The sequence below is a fragment of the Denitromonas halophila genome, from assembly GCF_007625155.1.
GTDB lineage: Bacteria > Pseudomonadota > Gammaproteobacteria > Burkholderiales > Rhodocyclaceae > Nitrogeniibacter > Nitrogeniibacter halophilus.
In genome coordinates, this window is the sequence record NZ_VMNK01000017.1 from 1 (window position 1) to 19,983 (window position 19,983).

A 19,983-nucleotide genomic window follows, 5' to 3' on the forward strand; every position below is an offset into this window, starting at 1 on the left:
CGCAGAAGCGGAATTATGTAGCAACAAATCCGCCTCGTCAACCCCCTCAAGCTCGTTTCCGACTCCTTCGGGGGCCGCTCAAAACGCGTTTGCGTTCAAGCGAGGTGCGAATTATAGACACCACAAAAAACCTGTCAACACTATTTTCCTCAAGAACCGCATTTTCTCAAAAGCACGCATCACAACTAGTACTCAGGCGACCCTACGTAGTTCTGAAAGCGCGTGTATTCACCAAGAAAGGTCATCCGGACGGTGCCCGTCGGCCCATTCCTGTGCTTGCCGATAATGAGCTCTGCGGCGCCTTTGTCTGGCGAGTCTGGGTTGTAGATCTCATCTCGATAAATGAACATGATCATGTCGGCATCTTGTTCGATCGCACCCGACTCCCGAAGGTCGGACATGACCGGGCGCTTGTTCGGCCGCTGTTCGAGACTTCGATTGAGCTGCGACAGCGCCATGATCGGTACATGCAACTCCTTGGCAAGCGATTTGATCGACCGCGAAATCTCTGACAGCTCGGCCGCACGGTTGTCGCTCTGGCGCAGCGACGTCATCAGCTGGATGTAGTCGATGACAATCAAACCCAACTTGCCGCATTGCCGATACAGGCGGCGCGCACGCGCGCGCAAGTCAGTCGGGTTCAGCCCAGGGCTCTCATCGATATAGATAGGCGCTTCATGCAACTTGCCGAGCGCAAATGTAAGCCGCTGCCACTCTTCGTCGTTCAATTTGCCTGTCTTGAGGCGGTGCTGGTCCAGGCGACCAACAGAGGAAATGAAGCGCATCGCCAACTGGGTGCCCGGCATTTCCATCGAAAACACGGCAACCGGAAGCCCGCACTCGACCGCGACGTGCTCGGCAACATTGAGCGCGAAGGTCGTTTTACCCATACCCGGACGCCCGGCGATCACCATCATGTCGGTTGGCTGGAGACCCGACGTCATTTCATCGAGATCAGTGAAACCGCTTGGAACGCCGGTGATGTCGGTTGGCGTATCGCGGTCGTAGAGCTCCTGGATGCGATCAACGAGCTGTCCGAGAATAGGCTGAATAGGCACGAAGCCACTGGTGTGACGCGAGCCCGCTTCGGCAATTTCGAACACCTTGGCCTCCGCCTCATCGAGCAAGGTCTTCGCGTCTTTACCCGACGGCGTCAGTGCCGATGAGGAAATCTCGTCGCCCACCGAAACAAGCCGGCGCAGAATCGCACGTTCGCGAACGATCTCACCATACCGGCGGATATTGGCAGCGGACGGCGTACTGTTCGCGATTTCGCCCAAGTACGCCAAGCCCCCCGCCTGTTCCGATTCGCCGTTCTTTTCAAGCGATTCGAAGACGGTGACCACATCCGCCGGCTTGTTCAGCTCAATCAGACGAGAGATGTGGGCAAAAATCCGCCGATGGTCATCCCGATAGAAGTCAGTACTTGTTACGAGATCGGCAATGCGATCCCAGGCGCTGTTGTCGAGCAGCAATCCGCCAAGCAGCGATTGCTCGGCCTCGAGCGAATGCGGCGGCAGCTTGAGGGCAGCCATTTGCGGGTCTGATTGCATGGTTACATCCTGGCAGCGGCGTCGGGGTCAAATCGACGAATTTCGTCACTCGGCGTCAAGCACCTTGGAGACGAAAAAAGAGCAACATCATGACATGGCGCAGCCATCACGCCACAAAGCATTCTGCCAAAAACAAAAGGGCTGCACACGCAGCCCTTTTGCTCAGTCAGCAACGCGCCAAATCAGGTCTGGTCACCCAGCACGGACACGGTGATCGTCGTCACGACATCTGCGTGCAGGCCAACTTCCAGCTGAACGTCACCCACTTGCTTGAGCGGACCATCCGGCATGCGAATGGTGCTGCGCTCGATGTCGAAGCCTTGAGCTGCCAGCGCATCAGCCACGTCGGCGTTAGTCACAGAACCGAACAGACGGCCGTCCATACCGGACTTGCGCGTGATCTGAACCATCAGACTCTCGAGCTTTTCAGCCAGCGCCTGCGCACCTGCCAACTTCTCGTTCTGCAGCGCCTCAAGTTCAGCGCGACGCGTTTCGAATTCAGCCATGTTGGCTTCGGTTGCGCGCTTGGCTTTGCCTTGCGGGATCAGGAAGTTACGAGCGTAGCCATCCTTGACCTTCACGACATCACCCAGAGCGCCGAGCTTGCCGACTTTTTCCAGAAGGATAATTTGCATGTCTGGACTCCTCGATTACTTGTGCAGGTCGGTGTAGGACAGCAGCGCCAGGAAACGGGCGCGCTTGATCGCGGTGGACAGCTGACGCTGATAACCGGCCTTGGTCCCAGTGATACGTGCCGGCATGATTTTGCCGGTTTCGGTCACGAAGTCCTTGAGCAGGTCGACGTCTTTGTAATCCACTTCTTCGATTTTCTCTGCAGTGAAGCGGCAGAACTTGCGGCGCTTGAACAAACCACCACCACGGCTACCACGATCACCCTTTTTCTTCGGCTTGAAGGCCATGTTCGTTTCCTTCTACAAATTTGATATTCGTTAGGTGCAACACCGGCATTTTGCTGCGTTGATTTTTAGCAGCGAGAAACCCGATGGCTTCCATTTCCATTCCTGCGACTGCAGTGGACAGTGTTTTGGCAATATCGCCCAACGCTACCCCCTGCAACTCACACAGCACACTACGTTCGATTCCGTTCTCGACCTGACGGGATTCATGCCCCAGCACAAAGCCGACCATCGGTACGCCACCAGGCGTGTATCGCATCGGCGCCAGTTCCATCAAGCATCCGACGATACGCAGCGTGTTGTACACGCAGACTTAATCTTCAGCGGTCTCTTCCGCCTTGGCGTCGTCACCGTCAGCATCCGGGCCACTGGTCAGCGAGCGGGACTTCTCGTCCTTCATCATCGGGGACGGCTCGGTCATGGCTTTGCTGGCAACAACGGTCAGGTGGCGCAGGACGGCGTCGTTGAACTTGAACGCGTGCTCAAGCTCGACCAGCGTTTCCTGGTCGCTTTCGATGTTCATCAGAACATAGTGGGCTTTGTGGATTTTCTGGATCGGGTAAGCCAATTGACGGCGGCCCCAGTCTTCCAGACGGTGGATCTTGCCACCCTTGGTCTCCACCAGCGCGCGGTAGCGCTCGACCATGGCGGGCACCTGCTCGGACTGGTCAGGGTGGACGATAAATACGATTTCATAGTGGCGCATGCACACTCCTCAAGGTTACGTTAAGGCGCAGCCCCCCGGTCATGCGGTCCCGGTGGAGCAAAGGAAAGCTCGCTAGTCTAGCAAGATTAAGTCAGCGCTTCAATAGCATCCCCCATGCACAAACGGCGTGGAGGCATAACAAGGCGCCAAACGGTATCCTAAGCGCGCGTCCACCATTCTCTACAATGCCCTTGACGACAACTCATACCGCAATGCACGACCCGCTCACCGCATTCGAACAACGCTGGCTGGCCGAAGCGACACGATTGCGCGAGGAGGTCACCGGCCCGGCCGACGACACCATGGCCGTCCGGCGCGCGCGCGCTACGGGGGGCGACCTTGAGCACCGGATTCTCGCCCGTGCAGCCACACTCGGCGAGCGCAGTGGCCTGATGTCCGCGATACACAGCCGTCGCCAACATATCAGGCTCATCGCACTGATCGCCATGACCATCGCGATCATGGGCGGCGCGGGCGCCGCCTCCGCAGTACTCGGCGACGGCACTCACCCTGTCAACGTGATCTGGGCAATTAGCGGGCTGCTTGGCTTTCATGCCATCACTTTGTTGCTCTGGCTCATTGGCCGCTGGTTGCCGCTGGGGGCGTCTGGCAGCTTGGCGGGGCAACTCTGGCTACAACTTCAGGCTCGACTCGGCGCCGGCCCTGCGCTGACATCGGTCCTGCAGGCCCATAGCTCTATAGCGCAGCAAACCGGCGCGAGCTACTGGTGGCTCGGCCGCGTCAGCCACGCCCTCTGGCTTGCCACACTGAGCGCTGCGCTACTGACGCTCGTTTTCCTGTTGGCTACGCGGCGCTACGGCTTTGTGTGGGAAACCACGATTCTCCCTGCCGACGTGTTCGTCCAACTCACACAAATCCTCGGCGCACTGCCCGCAGCGCTCGGCATCACGATGCCCGACGCGACCATGGTTCTGAATGCAGGCGAAACCAGTGGCATCGACGCGGATCGCCACGCCTGGTCCGCCTGGCTTGTCGCGTCAGTGCTGTTGTACGGTGCGCTACCCAGAGCCGCCGCCCTCGTCATTTGCCAGTTCCGATGGCACCGCGCGCAACGCGCATTCCGACTGGATCTCGACCTGCCCGCCTACGCCACATTGCAAGCCCGACTCATGCCCAACGTCGAACACTCAGGCATCAGCAGTGCCGCCCCTGCCCGCCTGCCCTCGTTTCACGCAGCGCATCACACGACGGGTGCCGGCGACGGGCGCTGCCTCATGGCGCTTGAACTGGCGGACGATCTCGCTTGGCCACCAACCGGCTTTTCCCGCGCCTTCGACGCCGGCCGAATCGATAGCCGCGACGCGCGCCATCAGGCACTCGACCATCTGGCACAACACAGCGCCGAACGACTATTGCTTGCAATCGACGCACGCCTGTCACCCGATCGCGGCGCGCTGGCCCTGATTGCAGAACTGAGTCGCTACGCCGACGACACCGCCGTCTGGTTCTACGGGCAACCGGCAGACACAACCCGCATGGCACATTGGCGCGACGGCCTGCAGCAGATCGGCCTCGCCGACGACCATATTGTAGACAGCGCTGATCTAGCCCGCGCTTGGGTGGAGGCAAACCATGGCTGATCCGATCCGAATCGCCGTGGTCGGCCACACCAATACCGGCAAAACATCCTTGCTGCGCACGCTGCTACGCGATACCCGCTTTGGCGACGTCTCCGACCGCCCGAGCACCACCCGCCATGTCGAAGGCGCCCGACTCCTCGCCGATGGCACTCCCATCCTCAGCCTCTTCGACACACCCGGCATGGAAGACGCCATCGCCCTGCTCGACTACATCGACACGCTCGCACCAGCCCATGCCCGTAGCGACGGGCCGGAGCGCATTCGTCAATTTCTCGGCAGCGCTGAAGCTCACGCCCGCTACGAGCAAGAAGCCAAAGTGCTGCGCCAACTCCTCGACAGCGACGCCGCATTCTATGTCGTCGATGTACGCGACCCCGTGCTGCCAAAGCACCGCGACGAACTCACGCTGTTGGCCGACTGCGCCCGCCCTCTCCTGCCGGTGCTCAATTTCGTCCACGCCCCCGAATCGCGCGAAGCCCAATGGCGCGAAGCACTCGCGCGCGTCGGGCTCCACGCCCAGGTCCGCTTCGACACCGTCGCCCCCGAACTTGGCGGCGAGCGCCGGCTCTACGAAGCCCTCGCCACCTTGCTCGCCAACCGCCGCGACGCACTCGAACACCTCATCGCCAGTCGCGAACGCGATGCGCGCTCACGCCACATCGCTGCCGCGCGCCTGGTCGCAGAACTGCTGATCGACATTGCCGCCACCCGCCAGCAAGTCGACGCCGACGAAAACGCCATTCAGCACGCCGTCGACAACCTGCATCAAGCGGTACGCACGCGCGAGCAGCGCTGCGTCGACGCCCTGCTCGCGCTCTATGGGTTTTCGCAAAAAGACGTCAGCAGCGCGCCGCTTCCGCTGCTTGACGGCCGCTGGGAAGATGACCTCTTCAACCCAGAAAGTCTCCGGTCGATGGGCATTTCCCTGGGCAAAGGCGCTGCCGCTGGCGCTGCCGCCGGCGTCGGCATCGACCTGCTCGCCGGCGGACTCACTCTCGGCGCTGCCGCCGCACTCGGCGCCATCATCGGCGGCACCTGGCAAAGCCTCAGCGACTACGGCGACCGCCTCCTCGGCAAACTCACCGGCAGCCGGGAGCTCACCGTAGACGACGCCATCCTCCGCCTGCTCGCCCTTCGCCAGCAACACCTGCTGCGCGCCCTCGCCGGACGCGGTCACGCCGCCCTCGCCCCGGTCGAACTCAGCACACAAGAGATCAGCCGCTGGCGCGACGCTGCCCTACCCGACGCACTGGAACTCGCCCGCGCCCACCCCGCCTGGTCAGGCCTGGTCAACCGCCCGCGCGACGACATGCCCGATCGACAACAAGCGATTGCAGCCCTGGCGACTTCAGTGGCCGCCGAAAACAACACCCCTGCTGCTCAATAGCGCACCACAGCCGCACAGCCATGGCATGAACGCGGGCCCATCAAGCGCTCGCGAGGGGCAAAAGAAAAGCCGCTAAAATCAGCGGCTTAACTTAGATGTACTGGCGGAGAGGGCGGGATTCGAACCCGCGTTGGGATATTATCCCAAACACGCTTTCCAGGCGTGCGACTTAAACCACTCATCCACCTCTCCGTGGAAGAGGCGGAAGTTTATCAGAATCCTGCCGCGATGAAACCCCTGCCGGGCGACAATTTCAGATGACCTGTTCTTAGCGGTCTGGTGTCTCGGTCATGCTGGGATAACGAACGAAATCGACCAATGCCTGAACCTCGACTGAAGGTGGCGGTGTCAGCACGCTGACGACGATGGTGACGATGAAGCCGAGGGGGACACCAAAGATGCCTGCAGAGATCGGTTCGATGTCGAACCACGCATGCGCCATCGACCCATTGAAAAAGGGATGGGTTTCCGTGACGTAGTAAAGCGTCACCGCCAGCCCCGCTCCCATGCCGCACACGGCGCCCCATTTGTTCGCCCGTTTCCAGAAGATGCCGAGAACAAGCGCCGGGAAAAACGACGCAGCGGCAATGGAGAAGGCCAGCCCCACCATGAACAGGATGTTGTCGGGGCGCATCGAGGCGACCCAGGCCGCGATGGCAGCGACCAACAAGAGTTGCGACTTGGAGATGACGAGCCGGCGCTGGGTGGTGGCGCGCGGGTTGATGACCTTGAAGTAGAGGTCATGCGACAACGCGTTTGAAATGGTGAGGAGCAAGCCGTCTGCTGTCGATAGTGCCGCAGCGAGTCCCCCCGCAGCGACCAGCCCGGAGACGACGTAGGGCAGCCCGGCAATTTCCGGCGTGGCGAGCACGATCACGTCGGTATTGAGCGTGAGCTCGGCGAGCTGGAGCAAGCCGTCGCCATTGAGGTCTTCAACACTGACCAGGCCGATCTTGCCCCAGGAGGCGACCCAGTCGGGCAGAAAGGCGATGCTGCTGCCGACGAGGTTGTTATACACCTCCCACTTGGCAAACACGGCGTAGGCCGGCGCGGTGATGTAGAGCAAGGAGATAAAGAACAGTGACCACATCACCGATCGGCGTGCTTCGGAGACGCCGGGGGTGGTGTAGTAGCGCATCAATACATGCGGCAAAGCGGCCGTGCCGACCATGAGCACGAACATGAGCGCGAGAAAATTTCGGCGCGAAGCATTGACCTCTTCAGGCGTGTCACCGGGAAAGGCGTCGGCGTGACGCGGTGGCGCACGCGATTTCTCCAGGGCGGCGGCGCGCTCGGTGTCCCACCGCACACGCGCTTCGGCCTCGGTTCTGGGCAGATCACGCATGTCGCGCTCAGCCATGGCGACTTCGCGCGCAGACGCATCTTCGTTACGCAATTGCTTTACCCGCTCGCCCAGGGCAAGGCGTTCGGCCTCCATTGAATTGGGCAAATCCGCAATTTTCTGCTCGAAGGCTTGAGCCCGGAAGCGATACTGATTGCGCACATCAATTTCGACCGGATCGGTCAGCAGCTTGTGTTCTTTTTCGCTGATCTTCTGCAGCACGGTGCCGTAGGCAATCTGCGGCACTGGCACGCCAGTCACTTTCCAGGACAGCAGCACCACCGGGGCCAGGTAAGCGATGATGAGAATCACGTACTGCGCGACCTGGGTCCAGGTCACGGCGCGCATCCCGCCCAGGAAGGAGCACACCAGAATGCCTGCCAGCCCTACAAACAGGCCAATCTCGAACTCGACGCTGAGAAACCGGCTGGCGATCAAGCCAACGCCGTAGATCTGCGCGACGACATACACAAAGCTGGCGAGGATGGTGGCGGCGAGGCCCACCAGCCGTGCGGTGTTGCCCTCGTAGCGGGCACCGAGAAAATCGGGGATGGTGTATTGGCCAAACTTGCGCAGATAGGGCGCCAGCAACAAGGCCACCAGCACATAGCCACCGGTCCAGCCGGTCACAAACGCCAGCCCCTGAAAGCCCGAGAAATAGAGCGTGCCGGCCAGGCCGATGAACGACGCGGCGCTCATCCAGTCGGCCGCGGTCGCCATGCCGTTGAACACCGCGGGCACACGCCGTCCCGCGACGTAGTACTCCGCCACGTCGGCGGTGCGACTCATGACGCCGATCGCGGCATAGATGGCGATGGTGGCAAATAGAAATACGTGGCCGATGATGCGCTCTGACAAGCCCAGTTGCTCACCGACCGCCAGCAACAGCACAAAAACAGCGAACGACCCGGTATACCAACCGTAGTACCGACGCAGTTGCTGCGAAAACCCGGAATCCGCCACGCGTGCCGCCTCTGCCCTGTTGCCGACGCGCAAGTATAGCCTGCGTGATCCGGCTGAACGCCGAGGGATAGTGGGCGAGTGCCGTGCCCCTGCGAATACAGCGCAAGGCCAGGCCACGCCCCGACACCTGTTTCAGGCGCCGGGGCCTTCGCCACGCCTCAATACTTCAAGCGCGCGTAGTAGGTTTTTTGCGCGGCTTCACGAGCTTCGCCGAGGGTGCGCACGCCTTTTTCGGCGAGCAGCGGAATCATTTTGAGGAAGACCTCGGCGGTGACAATGGCGTCACCCATCGCAGTGTGACGCCCGATCACGGTCACCCCGAACCGCTCGGCAATGGCTTCAAGCCGATGGCTGTCCTGATTGGGGTGGATGATGGCTGACAGCAACAAGGTATCCAGCACCGGGTGATCGAACTGCATCCCCGTCACTTCTTCCTTCAGTTGCAGGAAGCGCATGTCGAAGGCAGCGTTGTGAGCCACCAGCACGGTATCCGCCGCAAACGCATGCAAGGCTGGTAGCACTTTGGTGATATCGGGTTGACCGACCAGCATTTCGGGCGTGATGCCGTGAATCTTGGTGGACTCCGGTGGCAGGCTTCGCTTGGGATCCACCAGTTGCTCGAAAGCGTCGCCTTGCAGCAACTTTCCGTTCAGAATGCGCGTCGCACCGATCTGGATGATCTCGTCGCCTTGCGAGGGATTCAGGCCGGTGGTTTCGGTATCGAACACCGTGTAGGCGAGCTCGGACAGCAGCTGATCATCATGTTCGTGGTTCCGCTCTGACCAGCTGAACAGGTCGAAATCGTAGTATTCCGGCCGGCTGTCGCCCTTCAGATAGACGTCCGAGGTCACCTCCTCCTGGGGCGTCGCAGATGGCAGCACCAGCCGGAAGAAGGCGCGGTGCTTGACCTTCTCGCGCTCCAGCCACATCTCACCGTCGTGTCGTTCGATCACGTCGCGCACGGTCAATGGGCTGTTCTCGCCGGCGAAACGCATCGGCTCGAGTTCCCAGTTCATGACGGTTTCGGTGCTCATCGCCTGACCCGACCAGATCAGATCAAGGTGCACCAGTCGCCCCGCGGCCGCCAAGCGGAAGCGCAGCTCTCGGATTTCGAACTCGTCTGACAACCGGCTGGCCAGGTAGGTGACCGCTTGCAGCAGCGAGAAGCTATCGACCTTGACCCATAGCGCCTCATCGATCTCCTCGATTTTGGTGCGCAGTGACAGCCGGCTCTCGATTCGGCGCTGTGCAGCAGCCACCAGGTCGGCCCCCAGCATGTCTTCGAGCTGCCAACGGGCCTTGAGTGAGTCGGCAAACGCGGATGCGCTGTGATCGAGGCGATCACTCATGGCTTTGACTTCGTCGCGGATCACGCCACGGAAACGGGTGCGCAGTTCGTCATCCAGATCAGAGAAGTCGAGCATCTCGGCCGCCGCACGCACATTGGCCAGCGAGGCACGGTTGCCCTCGGTGAGGGTGTGCAGGATTTCGTCGCGACGCGCTTCGTTTTCAATGGTGCGCGTGATGTTGTCCAGCATCAGAATAAAGCCGGAGACGGGGCGATCGCCGCCCTCGGTCGTGGCCACGCCAAGCACCGGCGCCATCTGCACGCGCAGCAGCTGGCCTGCGCGCGTGGTGGTCACAAAATTGGTGACCGGCTGCGCGGCGCTCTTGCGCAAACGGTGTTGAATATTTTCGAGCGCATGGGCGATCAGATGACGATCCATGACGGCATAGATCGACCGTCCCAGGCCGATCAGTTCGCCGCCGCCGGCTGCCCCGGGGGCGTCCGACATGGCGCGGAACTGCAGCCGCGCGCGGTTGTTGTAGAGCAGGATGCGGCCGTCGAGATTGCACACGACCACGCTTTGGGTGAGCTCCGACATCAGCGCGCCGAGGCGGTTTTTTTCTTCCTCCACCGAGCGCCGCGCATCGGCCACACGGGTTTCCACGTCGTCCTGAAGACTCTGACGCTGATCGGCCAAGGTGTTGATGATGTCGACAAACGCACAGGTTTCGGCATTGCCATCGGCGGTCAGGCGACGTGTGGGTTCGGCCTTGAGCAAGGTCCGGCCATCTTCGGCCAGGCGGGCGGGCACCGCCACGTAGCGGCGATGCAGATCACGCAACACGATCGCGCTGACGGCCATGGCCATCACCAGCATCGCGCCGAGCAAGGCGCCGCGCGGCGAAATGATGGGTACCAAGGCTTCACGCTCATCGGGCGAAAGGTCAGCCCACACGACCCAGCCACAGACGCCGACAACAATCAGCAACCAGGCGCATACCAAGGCGACGCTGAGAAGAAGTCGATTCTTTGGGCTCATGCATTCGACCCGAGCAGTTGATGCACCTGTTCGACCAGGTCTTTGGTGGAGAACGGCTTGGTCATGTAGGCATCGGCGCCGAGTGCCAGCCCCTTGGCCATTTCGGTATCCCGACCTTTGGCGGTCAGCATCAAAATTCGCGTCGACGAGAGCGCCGGATCAGCCTTGACCTCCTGGCAGACATCGAAGCCACTCTTCTTCGGCATCATCACGTCGAGTAGCACGAGGTCCGGCGAATCGCTGCGGATCTTGGCAATCGCCTCTTCCCCGTCACCCGCGATGGACACGTCGAAGCCCTCGCGTTTCATCAGGAATTCCAAGGAGATGACGATATTCGGCTCATCGTCGGCGATCAGTATTTTTTTTGATTGTGTCATGTAGCTTCCCTCCCCCTTACATCACATTCTAAGTCATTGCCCTGACATCAAAGCATCAGGCTAATTCCTTGTTTTCGCCGCCGGATACCGCCAGTTTTCGGGGCAACTCGAACGAAAACACCGCGCCCTTGCCGGGCTCGCTGGTGACCCACAAGGCCCCCCCGAAGTGCTCAATGATTTCGCGGCTGATCGGCAGCCCCAAGCCGGTACCGGTGGGCTTGCCGCCACTGCCGCTGGCCTGACGAAACTTCTCGAAAATCTCGTTCTGGGCATCCTGCGGAATCCCCGGGCCGTTGTCGCAAACATCAACACGCACACCGGCTTCGCTTTCGCTCATCGCGACTCGCACCACCCCACCATGCTCAGGCACGAAACGCGCCGCATTGCCGATCAGATTGGTGAGTACCTGGATCAGTCGATCGCGGTCCACCCGCAGCACCGTCACCGTCGGCGGCAGCGCCAGCACCAGTTCGGCTTTTCGATTCCGTACCAGCTGGCCAGCGGTGGTTGCCACATGCTCGATCAGCTCGATCAGGTCCACATCGGTGTCGTGCCACTGCGCGTGACCGGACTCAATCTTGGCGAGATCGAGCACCTGATTCACCAGCCGGGTCAGGCGCTCGGTTTCTTCGACAATGATGCCCAGAAAGCGCTTTCGTTCGGCCAGATCGATCTTTGGATCGTCCAGCAGCATCTCGGAGAAGGCGCGGATAGAAGTCAACGGCGTGCGCAACTCGTGCGTGACCGAAGACATGAAATCGTCCTTCACCCGGTCGAGCTCCTGCAAACGCTCGTTGGCCGCGCGCAAGTCTTCGGTGGCCGCCTGCAAGGCCTGCGACTTTTCTTCGAGTTCGCGCGAATACGCGCGCACCTGCGAGGCCTCGTCGAGGATATTCATCACCTCTTCGATGCCGAGCGTCTCCTCCTGCACCACCGAGGCGATCATCACCCGCGCCGACACACTGCCAATCGCACCGGCCAGCAGTGTTTCGGCGAAATGCACCAGATCGCCGTCGGCCTGCAGGTCTTCGATATGTTCAACGCCCTGACTGTGCGCATAAGCCGAGAAATTCACCCGGACGCGCTCCGCACCGAGGAATCGCGCAAGCAGTGCAAGCAGGTCGTCAATCTTGGCCTGACCGCGCCAGAACCGCGCCGCGCCGCGCGACTCACGCTTGAGGATATCGACAAACACGCTGGCCTGCCCGGCCTCCACTGCGGTGGGCGGCCGCCACAGCGAGACCGCCACAAAGGCGCCGATATTGGCAAACATGCTCCAGAACAAGGCGTGCGTCGTGGCGTTGACATCACCAAAGCCAAAGAGCCGCTCGGGCATCAACAACTCAATGCCGAACATGCCCGATTCGACAAAAGCCATCGGCAACCAGCCCGACTTGGCAAACGAGGGCAGCAGCAAGGTATACAGCCAGACGCCGAATCCCGCCGCCAGACCGGCCACAGCGCCATTTCGCGTGGCACCACGCCAATACATGCCGCCGAGGAGCGCAGGGGCAAACTGCACCACAGCGGCAAAACTGATCAGGCCAATTGACACCAGCGCGTAGGCTTGGCCGGCAAGCCGGAAATAGAGGTAGCCCAGCAGCAGAATCACCACAATCGCGCCACGCCGGATAAACAGCAGCAGGCCGGTCAGGTCATGCGGCGCCCAACGCCGAAAGCGCGTATTCGACAGTAGCAGGGGCATCACCAAGTCGTTGCACACCATGGTCGACAGCGCGATGGTCTCCACAATGACCATGCTGGTCGCGGCCGACAAGCCGCCAATAAAAGCGAGCAAGGTGAGCGTGGAATAGCCCTCGGCAAGCGGCAAGGTGAGCACGAAGGAGTCCGGGTCGATCACATTCGCCGGAAAACGCAGCATGCCACCCAAGGCAATCGGCAGCACAAAGATATTGATCAGCAGCAGATACAGCGGAAACAGCCAGGTGGCGCGCTTGAGATGTCGCTCGTCGACGTTCTCGACCACGGCAATCTGAAACTGTCTCGGCAACATCAAGAACGCCAGCGCCGACAGCACGGTCAACGCAAACCAGTCCGCCTTGCTGCCCGCCATATCCAGACTCAACAAGGGCGCAAGATCCGGCGAGATGGCCGCGCGCACGAACAGATCTTCCCAGCCATCGAAAATAAAATAGGTGACAACGACGCCCACCGCCAGAAAGGCGATCAGCTTGACGATGGACTCGAAGGCGATGGCCGCCACCATGCCCTCGTGGCGCTCGGTCGCATCAAGATGACGCGTGCCGAAAATCATCGTAAACGCGGCGAGCACCAGCGCCATGTACAGCGCGGTGTCGCGATACCAATCGCCGCTGGAGCCCGGATGGGCACCGGTCAGCAAGCCGTACTCACTGGATACGGCTTTGAGTTGCAACGCAATATAAGGAACGATGCCGATCACCGCCACCAGGGTGACCATGCTCGCCAGCAGCCGGCTCTTGCCATAACGCGAGGCGATGAAGTCGGCGATCGAGGTGATGCGGTAGGCCTTGCTGATCCGCACCATCTTCAGCAGCACCAGCCACGACACCCCCATGACCAGCGTCGGCCCCAGGTAGACCGGCAAGAACCCCAGCCCGGTCGTCGCTGCGCGGCCCACGCTGCCGTAGTAGGTCCAGGCAGTGCAATACACGGCCAGCGACAGGGCATAGACCCAGGGATTGGCGATCAGCGAGCGGCCCGCGTCGGCGCGGCGATCGCCATAGAGCGCAACACCGAACAGCACCACCAGATAGGCGAATGAGGCGCCAACGATGACACTGCTCGACAGCATGGCGCGCTCCTATCGAAAACCGGACTCGACGATCCAGGCGAGCACCGCAATCACGGCGGCCCAGATGCCGAACATGGAAAGGAATACGAGCGGAACGCCAAACAGCGCGACAGCGGCGTCGAACAACCAGAGGATTGGCGCATTGAATGCCACCGCCGCAAACAGGGTGCAGGCGACCAGACGTTGCCGCGCGAGCGCTTTACGCATCACCGCACCTCGTTCGGAAAACGGAAAATCATTATAGCCCGCCCCCAACGCCCGCCCCGATTGCTTCGGCGGCTCGATCCAGCAAAAAAAGAAGGCGCGTTACCGCGCCTTCGTCTCCTCGTATATTGGCCCGCTCTACGGCAGGCTCCCCTCGTTATTCTTTTCGCGGGGCGCCGTCAGGGCGGCGCCTCCACGGAGGTCAGGCGCTTATCCCTTGAGCTGATCCAGAATGGCCGGATTCTCGAGGGTGGAGGTGTCTTGCGTGATCTCCTCACCCTTGGCCAGCTGACGCAGCAGACGGCGCATGATCTTGCCCGAACGCGTTTTGGGCAGGTTCTCGCCAAAACGGATGTCTTTCGGCTTGGCGATCGGGCCGATCTCCTTGGCCACCCAGGCTGACAACTCTTTGATGACCGCCGGCGCATCCGCTTCGGACGGACGCGGGCCCTTGAGCACCACGAAGGCCACAATCGCCTCACCCGTGGTGTCGTCAGGACGACCCACTACCGCCGCTTCGGCGACTTTTTCGTGAGCGACCAGCGCGGACTCGATTTCCATCGTGCCCATACGGTGACCGGAGACGTTCAGCACGTCGTCGATACGACCGGTAATGGTGAAGTAGCCGGTGTCGATATCGCGGATCGCGCCATCGCCTGCCAGGTAGTACTTGCCCTGGAAGTCAGCTGGGTAGTAAGACGTCTTGAAGCGCTCAGGATCGCCCCACACGGTGCGGATCATGGACGGCCACGGACGCTTGACGACCAGAATACCGCCCTGGCCCCACGGCTGCTCAAGACCGGTTTCATCGACCACGGCGGCCTGAATGCCCGGGAACGGCAGCGTGCACGAACCCGGCACCATCGGCGTCGCGCCAGGCAGCGGGGTGATCATGTGACCACCGGTTTCGGTCTGCCAGAAGGTATCAACGATCGGGCAACGGCTGCCGCCGATGTTCTCGTAGTACCACTCCCAGGCCGCCGGATTGATCGGCTCACCGACCGAACCCAGAATGCGCAGGCTCGACATGTCGTAACGATCCGGATGCACGGCTTCGTTGGCATCGGCCGCCTTGATCAGCGAGCGGATCGCTGTCGGTGCGGTGTAGAAAACACTGACCTTGTGGTTCTGGATCATTTTCCAGAAACGGCCGGCGTCCGGATAGGTCGGCACGCCTTCGAACACCACCTGGGTGGCGCCGCAGGCCAGCGGGCCGTAGGCGATGTAGGTGTGACCCGTGACCCAGCCGATGTCAGCCGTGCACCAGAACACGTCGTCCGGCTTGATATCGAAGGTGTATTGCATGGTCAGCATGGCGTGCAGCAGGTAGCCGCCGCTCGAATGCTGAACGCCTTTCGGCTTGCCGGTCGAACCCGAGGTGTAGAGCAGGAACAGCGGGTGCTCGGCCCCCACCCACTCCGGCTCGCAGGTCTCGGGCTGCTCGGCAAGAATGTCATTCAGCCACACATCACGGCCCGCCGTCATGTTGACCTCAGTGCCGGTGCGCTTGACCACCAGCACTTTCTTGATCGACTCGCAGCCGCCCATGGCCAGCGCTTCGTCGGCGATCGGCTTGAGCGGGAGCGCCTTGCCACCACGGAACTGGCCGTCGGAGGTAATCAGGGCTGCCGCGCTGGAGCTTTCGATACGATCACGCAGGGATTGCGCAGAAAAACCGCCGAACACCACCGAGTGGGTTGCGCCGATGCGGGCGCAGGCCTGCATGGCCACGATGCCTTCGATCGACATCGGCAGATAGATCACCACGCGGTCGCCCTTGGCGACGCCGACGCTCTTGAGCGCGTTGGCCATCTTGCTGACGCGGGAGAGCAGATCCTTGTAGGTCACCTTGGTGACCTGGCCGTCATCGGCTTCAAAAATGATCGCGACCTTGTCGCCCAGACCATTGTTAACCTGACGGTCGATACAGTTGTACGACACGTTCAGCTCGCCGTCGTCGAACCATTTGAAGAACGGAGCGTTGGACTCGTCGAGCACCTTGGTGAAAGGCTTCTTCCAGTCGAGGAGCTTGCGGGCGTGGTTCGCCCAGTAACCTTCGTAATCGGTCTCAGCCTGCTTGACCAGGGCCTGATAGGCCTCCATGCCGGGTACGGCAGCATTCTTGGCCAGCGACTCGGGGGGGTAGTACAGCTTCTGGGCGTTGTCGGACATCTCTCACCTCTCCTCAATTCACGGAATCGAAATTCGGTTACTTGCTCCAGTCTGCGCCGGAACAATCAACAGACATTACCATCAGCGGCGACACTCAATAAACCCGGCCACTGAGAACAGACCGCATTAAATGAAATCTATCTTACACAGGACTTACACCTTCGTGGCACTGCAACACAAAGCAGCTGACTCCGCAGTGTTAGAATCTCGCCCGACGCCACAACGCCAGTCAAGCGATTCGTGGACGCATCATGGCAGGGGCTGCTTTGCCCGCGGCGCCTGCCTTTCTCTGTGAGGGAGCCCACCATGAGCACAATCAAGCAGGAAGACTTCATCCAGTCCATCGCGGACGCATTCCAGTTCATCAGCTACTACCATCCGCTGGACTACATCCAGGCGCTGGGCGAAGCCTATGAGCGCGAAGAATCGCCCGCCGCGAAAGACGCCATCGCGCAGATTCTCACCAACAGCCGCATGTGCGCCGAAGGGCATCGCCCCATCTGCCAGGACACCGGTATCGCGGTGGTCTTCCTCAAGGTGGGCATGAACGTGCGCTGGGACAGCACGCTGAGCGTCCAGGAGATGGTCAACGAAGGCGTGCGCCGTGCCTACACCGACCCCGACAACACGCTGCGCGCCTCGGTGCTGCTAGACCCCGCCGGCGCCCGCAAGAACAGCAAGGACAACACCCCGGCCGTGGTGCACTACGAGATCGTGCCGGGCGACACCGTCGACATCACCTGTGCGGCCAAGGGCGGCGGCTCCGAAAACAAATCGAAGCTGGTCATGCTCAACCCCTCCGACTCCATCGTCGACTGGGTGCTCAAAACCCTCCCGACCATGGGCGCCGGCTGGTGCCCGCCGGGCATCCTCGGCATCGGCATCGGCGGCACGCCTGAAAAAGCCATGCTGCTGGCCAAGGAATCGCTGATGGGCCATGTGGACATCCAGGAACTCCAGGCCCGCGCCGCCAAGGGCGACACCCTGAGCCGCGTCGAAGAACTGCGCCTCGAACTCTTCGACAAGGTCAACGCGCTGGGCATCGGCGCCCAGGGCCTCGGCGGCCTCACCACCGTGCTCGACGTCAAGATTCTCGACTACCCGACCCACGCCGCCTCGCTGCCGGTCGCGATGATCCCCAACTGTGCCGCCACTCGTCATGTGCATTTCGAGCTCGATGGCTCCGGCCCTGCCCACCTCCAGGCACCCCGCCTCGAAGACTGGCCGGCCGTCACCTGGCAGGCAGATACCGAAGTCGCCACCCGCGTCGACCTCAACACCCTCACCACCGAACAAGTCTCTTCGTGGAAGCCGGGCCAGGTCCTGCTCCTCAACGGCAAGATGCTCACCGGCCGCGACGCCGCCCACAAGCGCATCGCCGACATGCTCGCCAAGGGCGAGAAGCTGCCGGTCGACTTCACCAACCGCGTCATCTACTACGTCGGCCCGGTCGACCCGGTGCGCGACGAAGTCGTCGGCCCGGCCGGCCCCACCACCGCCACGCGCATGGACGGCTTCACCCGCATGATGCTCGAAAAAACCGGCCTCATCGCCATGGTCGGCAAAGCCGAACGCGGCCCCGTGGCCATCGAAGCCATCAAGGACAACAAGGCCGCCTACCTCATGGCCGTCGGCGGCTCCGCCTACCTCGTCTCCAAGGCCATCAAGGCCTCCAAGGTGGTCGGGTTCGCTGATCTGGGCATGGAAGCTATCTACGAATTTGACGTGGTCGACATGCCGGTCACCGTCGCGGTCGACGCCTCGGGCGAGTCGGTTCACAAAACCGGCCCGAAGCTGTGGCAGGCCAAGATCGGCAAGATCCCGGTCGTGACCAGCTGATCACGACTGGCAACACGCAGACGAAAATGCCCGGCATATGCCGGGCATTTTCTTTGGCGGCGCACGTCACCGAAGCGCCCAACGGCGACCCGTTGGCAAAGTCCGATGCCAACTCAAACCAGATAACGCGACGCACCTAATCATTCAGGGCAAAGCGCCGACGATACGCCGAGACGATTCCGAAAACCGGACTCAATCGTCGTGGGCGAAAACCCCCGGCCGTGCCCCACGCGCACTGAGTACATCGGGCGCCAGGGCATTGGTTGGGGGTACCGGCGCGCCGGTACCAGCGCTTGGGCGAAACACCCACTCACGCACCGTCTTGGCCTCTGCCGCCTGTTCACCAAGCTCAGCTGGCAAGTTGGCGCGGCGAAACGGCCGTTTGTCGCTCAGGCTGTGGATGCCGACGATACGGCCCTCCTCGCGCTCCAGCCCCCACTCGGTTGTGCCGGTCATCGGGTCGCGGTAGATACGTCGCAAGTGACGCATCGGCTCGGGAAAACGCCGGTCTTCGAGTAACACGGCGAGATCGGGCGGCCAGGTTTTTGCGGCCTCGGGCGAGGCGTCGTGATAGTGCCGCAGGGCGCGCGCCATCTCTACGCCCACGGCCAGCAGCTCGGCCTCCTTCTCGCGCTGGGCACGCGCCTGCCAGGTCTGCCCGATGCCGGCCATCAGCAGGCCAACGCCGGCGACCAGGAACAGCACCATCAAATAGGTATAGCCGCCCTCGCCCCGTCGCATCGCCGTCACCAGGCGCCGTAGGGCTCGCCCGCCCCGCTGCGGATGTTCCAGATGCCGCCGAGCGGATCATCTGGCGGCGGCTCCACCACCCAGGTCGCCACGCTCTCGGTGATCGGGTCTTCAGGAATGGAACGCAGATAGCGCTTGTCGACCAACTCGTCGAGCGTTTCGGGGGGGCGGCCGACATCGGCGCTGTATTTGTCGATGGCATCGCGCATCACCGCCAGCGTCTGGCGCAGGCTGTTTTCGCGGGCACGGTCGAGGTGGTCGAAATAGCGCGGCGCGGCAATCGACAACAAGGTGGCGATGATCGCCATCACCACCAGCAGTTCGATCAGGGTGAAACCTCGGGGGCGGCGGAGAGGCTTGAACACGCGCATCACCACTCCCGATACGGCAGGCCGTTGAGGCCGGTTTTCTCGCTCAGCGAGTAGACGTCGAACACATCGTCACCGGGCGCCGGGGCATCGGGCGGGCTTTCATAGCTGCGCAGCCCCCAGGTCTCCTCGGCGGGCGTGTCGATGTCGGGATAAAACGGATCGCGCGGCAGACGGCGCAAAAAGTAGATCAGTTTTGGCTCGGCCGACTTGATGTCCGCCACCCCACCGGCCAGCACCCGCAGCGACGGCGGGTAGCCCGAGGCATCGGCCTGCCGCTCGATCTGCCCGGCATCGCCGGCCGCCTTGTAAGCGTCGATGGCATCGCGAATCTGGCGCACCGACACCCGCAATTCCGACTCCTTCGCCCGCTGCGCGCTGATCTGCGCCAGTGGCAGCACGGTAGCCGCCAGAATGCCGACAATCGCCACCGTCACCACCAGCTCGATCAGCGTGAAGCCGCGGCAGCGCGCGTGACGCGCCGCAGCGCGCCGCGCGGTCGAATCGTCAACGCGCCCGTCGGGCACGGGGCCGGCCTGCGCCGACCCTGGCGGGTTGCAACCCGCCCTACAAGGGCGGCGCGGATCACGACGCACCGCCCCCTCGGGGGGGTGAAGCGGGGGTTTTGTGGCGCACTGCGCCGCGCCCACCGAACGGGTCGGCTGTGCAAAGCCGACCCTCCG

General features: G+C 61.9%; 17 protein-coding genes and 1 tRNA gene. 3 read left to right on the forward strand and 15 right to left on the reverse strand.

Annotated elements, in window-relative coordinates; all coding sequences use genetic code 11:
* Positions 1-185 precede the first annotated feature (185 nt).
* The 5 genes from dnaB to rpsF all read right to left on the reverse strand — a co-directional run bounded on the left by dnaB (position 186) and on the right by rpsF (position 3,176).
* A complete protein-coding gene (gene dnaB / locus FHP91_RS17480) occupies positions 186-1,553 on the reverse strand; it encodes a replicative DNA helicase (protein ID WP_144180185.1) in 1,368 nt (455 codons plus the stop codon).
* Positions 1,554-1,735: 182 nt separating this feature from the next.
* Positions 1,736-2,188 carry a 50S ribosomal protein L9 gene (gene rplI / locus FHP91_RS17485; protein ID WP_144180188.1) on the reverse strand — a complete coding sequence of 151 codons (453 nt, stop codon included), beginning with the start codon at positions 2,186-2,188 and terminating at the stop codon, positions 1,736-1,738.
* 15 nt (positions 2,189-2,203) lie between these two features.
* Entirely contained in the window at positions 2,204-2,473 is a 270-nt protein-coding gene (gene rpsR / locus FHP91_RS17490; protein WP_144180192.1) for a 30S ribosomal protein S18, read from the reverse strand.
* A complete protein-coding gene (gene priB, locus FHP91_RS17495; RefSeq protein ID WP_281281806.1) occupies positions 2,445-2,777 on the reverse strand; it encodes a primosomal replication protein N in 333 nt (110 codons plus the stop codon). Before priB ends, rpsR begins: the two co-directional genes overlap by 29 nt.
* Positions 2,778-2,783: 6 nt before the next feature.
* Entirely contained in the window at positions 2,784-3,176 is a 393-nt protein-coding gene (rpsF, locus tag FHP91_RS17500; RefSeq protein WP_144310814.1) for a 30S ribosomal protein S6, read from the reverse strand.
* Between the two features lie 266 nt (positions 3,177-3,442).
* Between rpsF and FHP91_RS17505 the strand changes: the two genes are divergently transcribed.
* Positions 3,443-4,777, forward strand: a complete 1,335-nt coding sequence (locus FHP91_RS17505; RefSeq protein WP_186301611.1) for a DUF2868 domain-containing protein — start codon at positions 3,443-3,445, stop codon at positions 4,775-4,777.
* Positions 4,770-6,164 (forward strand): GTPase/DUF3482 domain-containing protein, encoded by a 1,395-nt coding sequence (locus FHP91_RS17510; protein ID WP_144310816.1) that lies wholly within the window; start codon positions 4,770-4,772, stop codon positions 6,162-6,164. The genes FHP91_RS17505 and FHP91_RS17510 overlap by 8 nt, the downstream gene beginning before the upstream one ends.
* A gap of 101 nt (positions 6,165-6,265) precedes the next feature.
* Here the strand turns inward: FHP91_RS17510 and FHP91_RS17515 are convergent.
* From FHP91_RS17515 to acs, 7 genes are all read right to left on the reverse strand, one after another.
* Positions 6,266-6,356, reverse strand: a tRNA-Ser gene (locus FHP91_RS17515).
* Between the two features lie 76 nt (positions 6,357-6,432).
* The gene (locus tag FHP91_RS17520; RefSeq protein ID WP_144310817.1) at positions 6,433-8,469 is read right to left on the reverse strand and encodes a sodium:solute symporter family protein; all 2,037 of its coding nucleotides are present in this window, start codon (positions 8,467-8,469) and stop codon (positions 6,433-6,435) included.
* Positions 8,470-8,627: 158 nt separating this feature from the next.
* Positions 8,628-10,796, reverse strand: coding sequence for an exonuclease domain-containing protein (locus FHP91_RS17525; protein ID WP_144310818.1), 2,169 nt, complete (start codon positions 10,794-10,796; stop codon positions 8,628-8,630).
* On the reverse strand, positions 10,793-11,173 hold the full coding sequence (locus FHP91_RS17530; RefSeq protein ID WP_144310819.1) for a response regulator transcription factor: 381 nt from the start codon (positions 11,171-11,173) through the stop codon (positions 10,793-10,795). Before FHP91_RS17530 ends, FHP91_RS17525 begins: the two co-directional genes overlap by 4 nt.
* Before the next feature lie 55 nt (positions 11,174-11,228).
* On the reverse strand, positions 11,229-13,967 hold the full coding sequence (locus tag FHP91_RS17535; RefSeq protein WP_144310820.1) for a sensor histidine kinase: 2,739 nt from the start codon (positions 13,965-13,967) through the stop codon (positions 11,229-11,231).
* A 9-nt stretch (positions 13,968-13,976) separates the two neighbouring features.
* The gene (locus tag FHP91_RS17540; protein WP_144310821.1) at positions 13,977-14,174 is read right to left on the reverse strand and encodes a hypothetical protein; all 198 of its coding nucleotides are present in this window, start codon (positions 14,172-14,174) and stop codon (positions 13,977-13,979) included.
* A gap of 207 nt (positions 14,175-14,381) precedes the next feature.
* Positions 14,382-16,343, reverse strand: coding sequence for an acetate--CoA ligase (gene acs, locus FHP91_RS17545; protein WP_144310822.1), 1,962 nt, complete (start codon positions 16,341-16,343; stop codon positions 14,382-14,384).
* 306 nt (positions 16,344-16,649) lie between these two features.
* Between acs and FHP91_RS17550 the strand changes: the two genes are divergently transcribed.
* Entirely contained in the window at positions 16,650-18,182 is a 1,533-nt protein-coding gene (locus FHP91_RS17550) for a fumarate hydratase (protein ID WP_144310823.1), read from the forward strand.
* Between the two features lie 192 nt (positions 18,183-18,374).
* Here FHP91_RS17550 and FHP91_RS17555 read toward each other — a convergent pair whose 3' ends face one another.
* Genes FHP91_RS17555 through FHP91_RS21520 form a run of 3 tightly spaced genes read right to left on the reverse strand, consistent with a single transcriptional unit; the run spans position 18,375 to position 19,827 of the window.
* Positions 18,375-18,923, reverse strand: a complete 549-nt coding sequence (locus tag FHP91_RS17555; RefSeq protein WP_144310824.1) for a type II secretion system protein — start codon at positions 18,921-18,923, stop codon at positions 18,375-18,377.
* Positions 18,924-18,928: 5 nt separating this feature from the next.
* Positions 18,929-19,297: a type II secretion system protein gene (locus FHP91_RS17560; protein WP_391527580.1), complete on the reverse strand. Its 369-nt coding sequence runs from the start codon at positions 19,295-19,297 to the stop codon at positions 18,929-18,931.
* A 5-nt stretch (positions 19,298-19,302) separates the two neighbouring features.
* Entirely contained in the window at positions 19,303-19,827 is a 525-nt protein-coding gene (locus FHP91_RS21520; protein WP_144310826.1) for a type II secretion system protein, read from the reverse strand.
* Between the last annotated feature and the right edge of the window lie 156 nt (positions 19,828-19,983).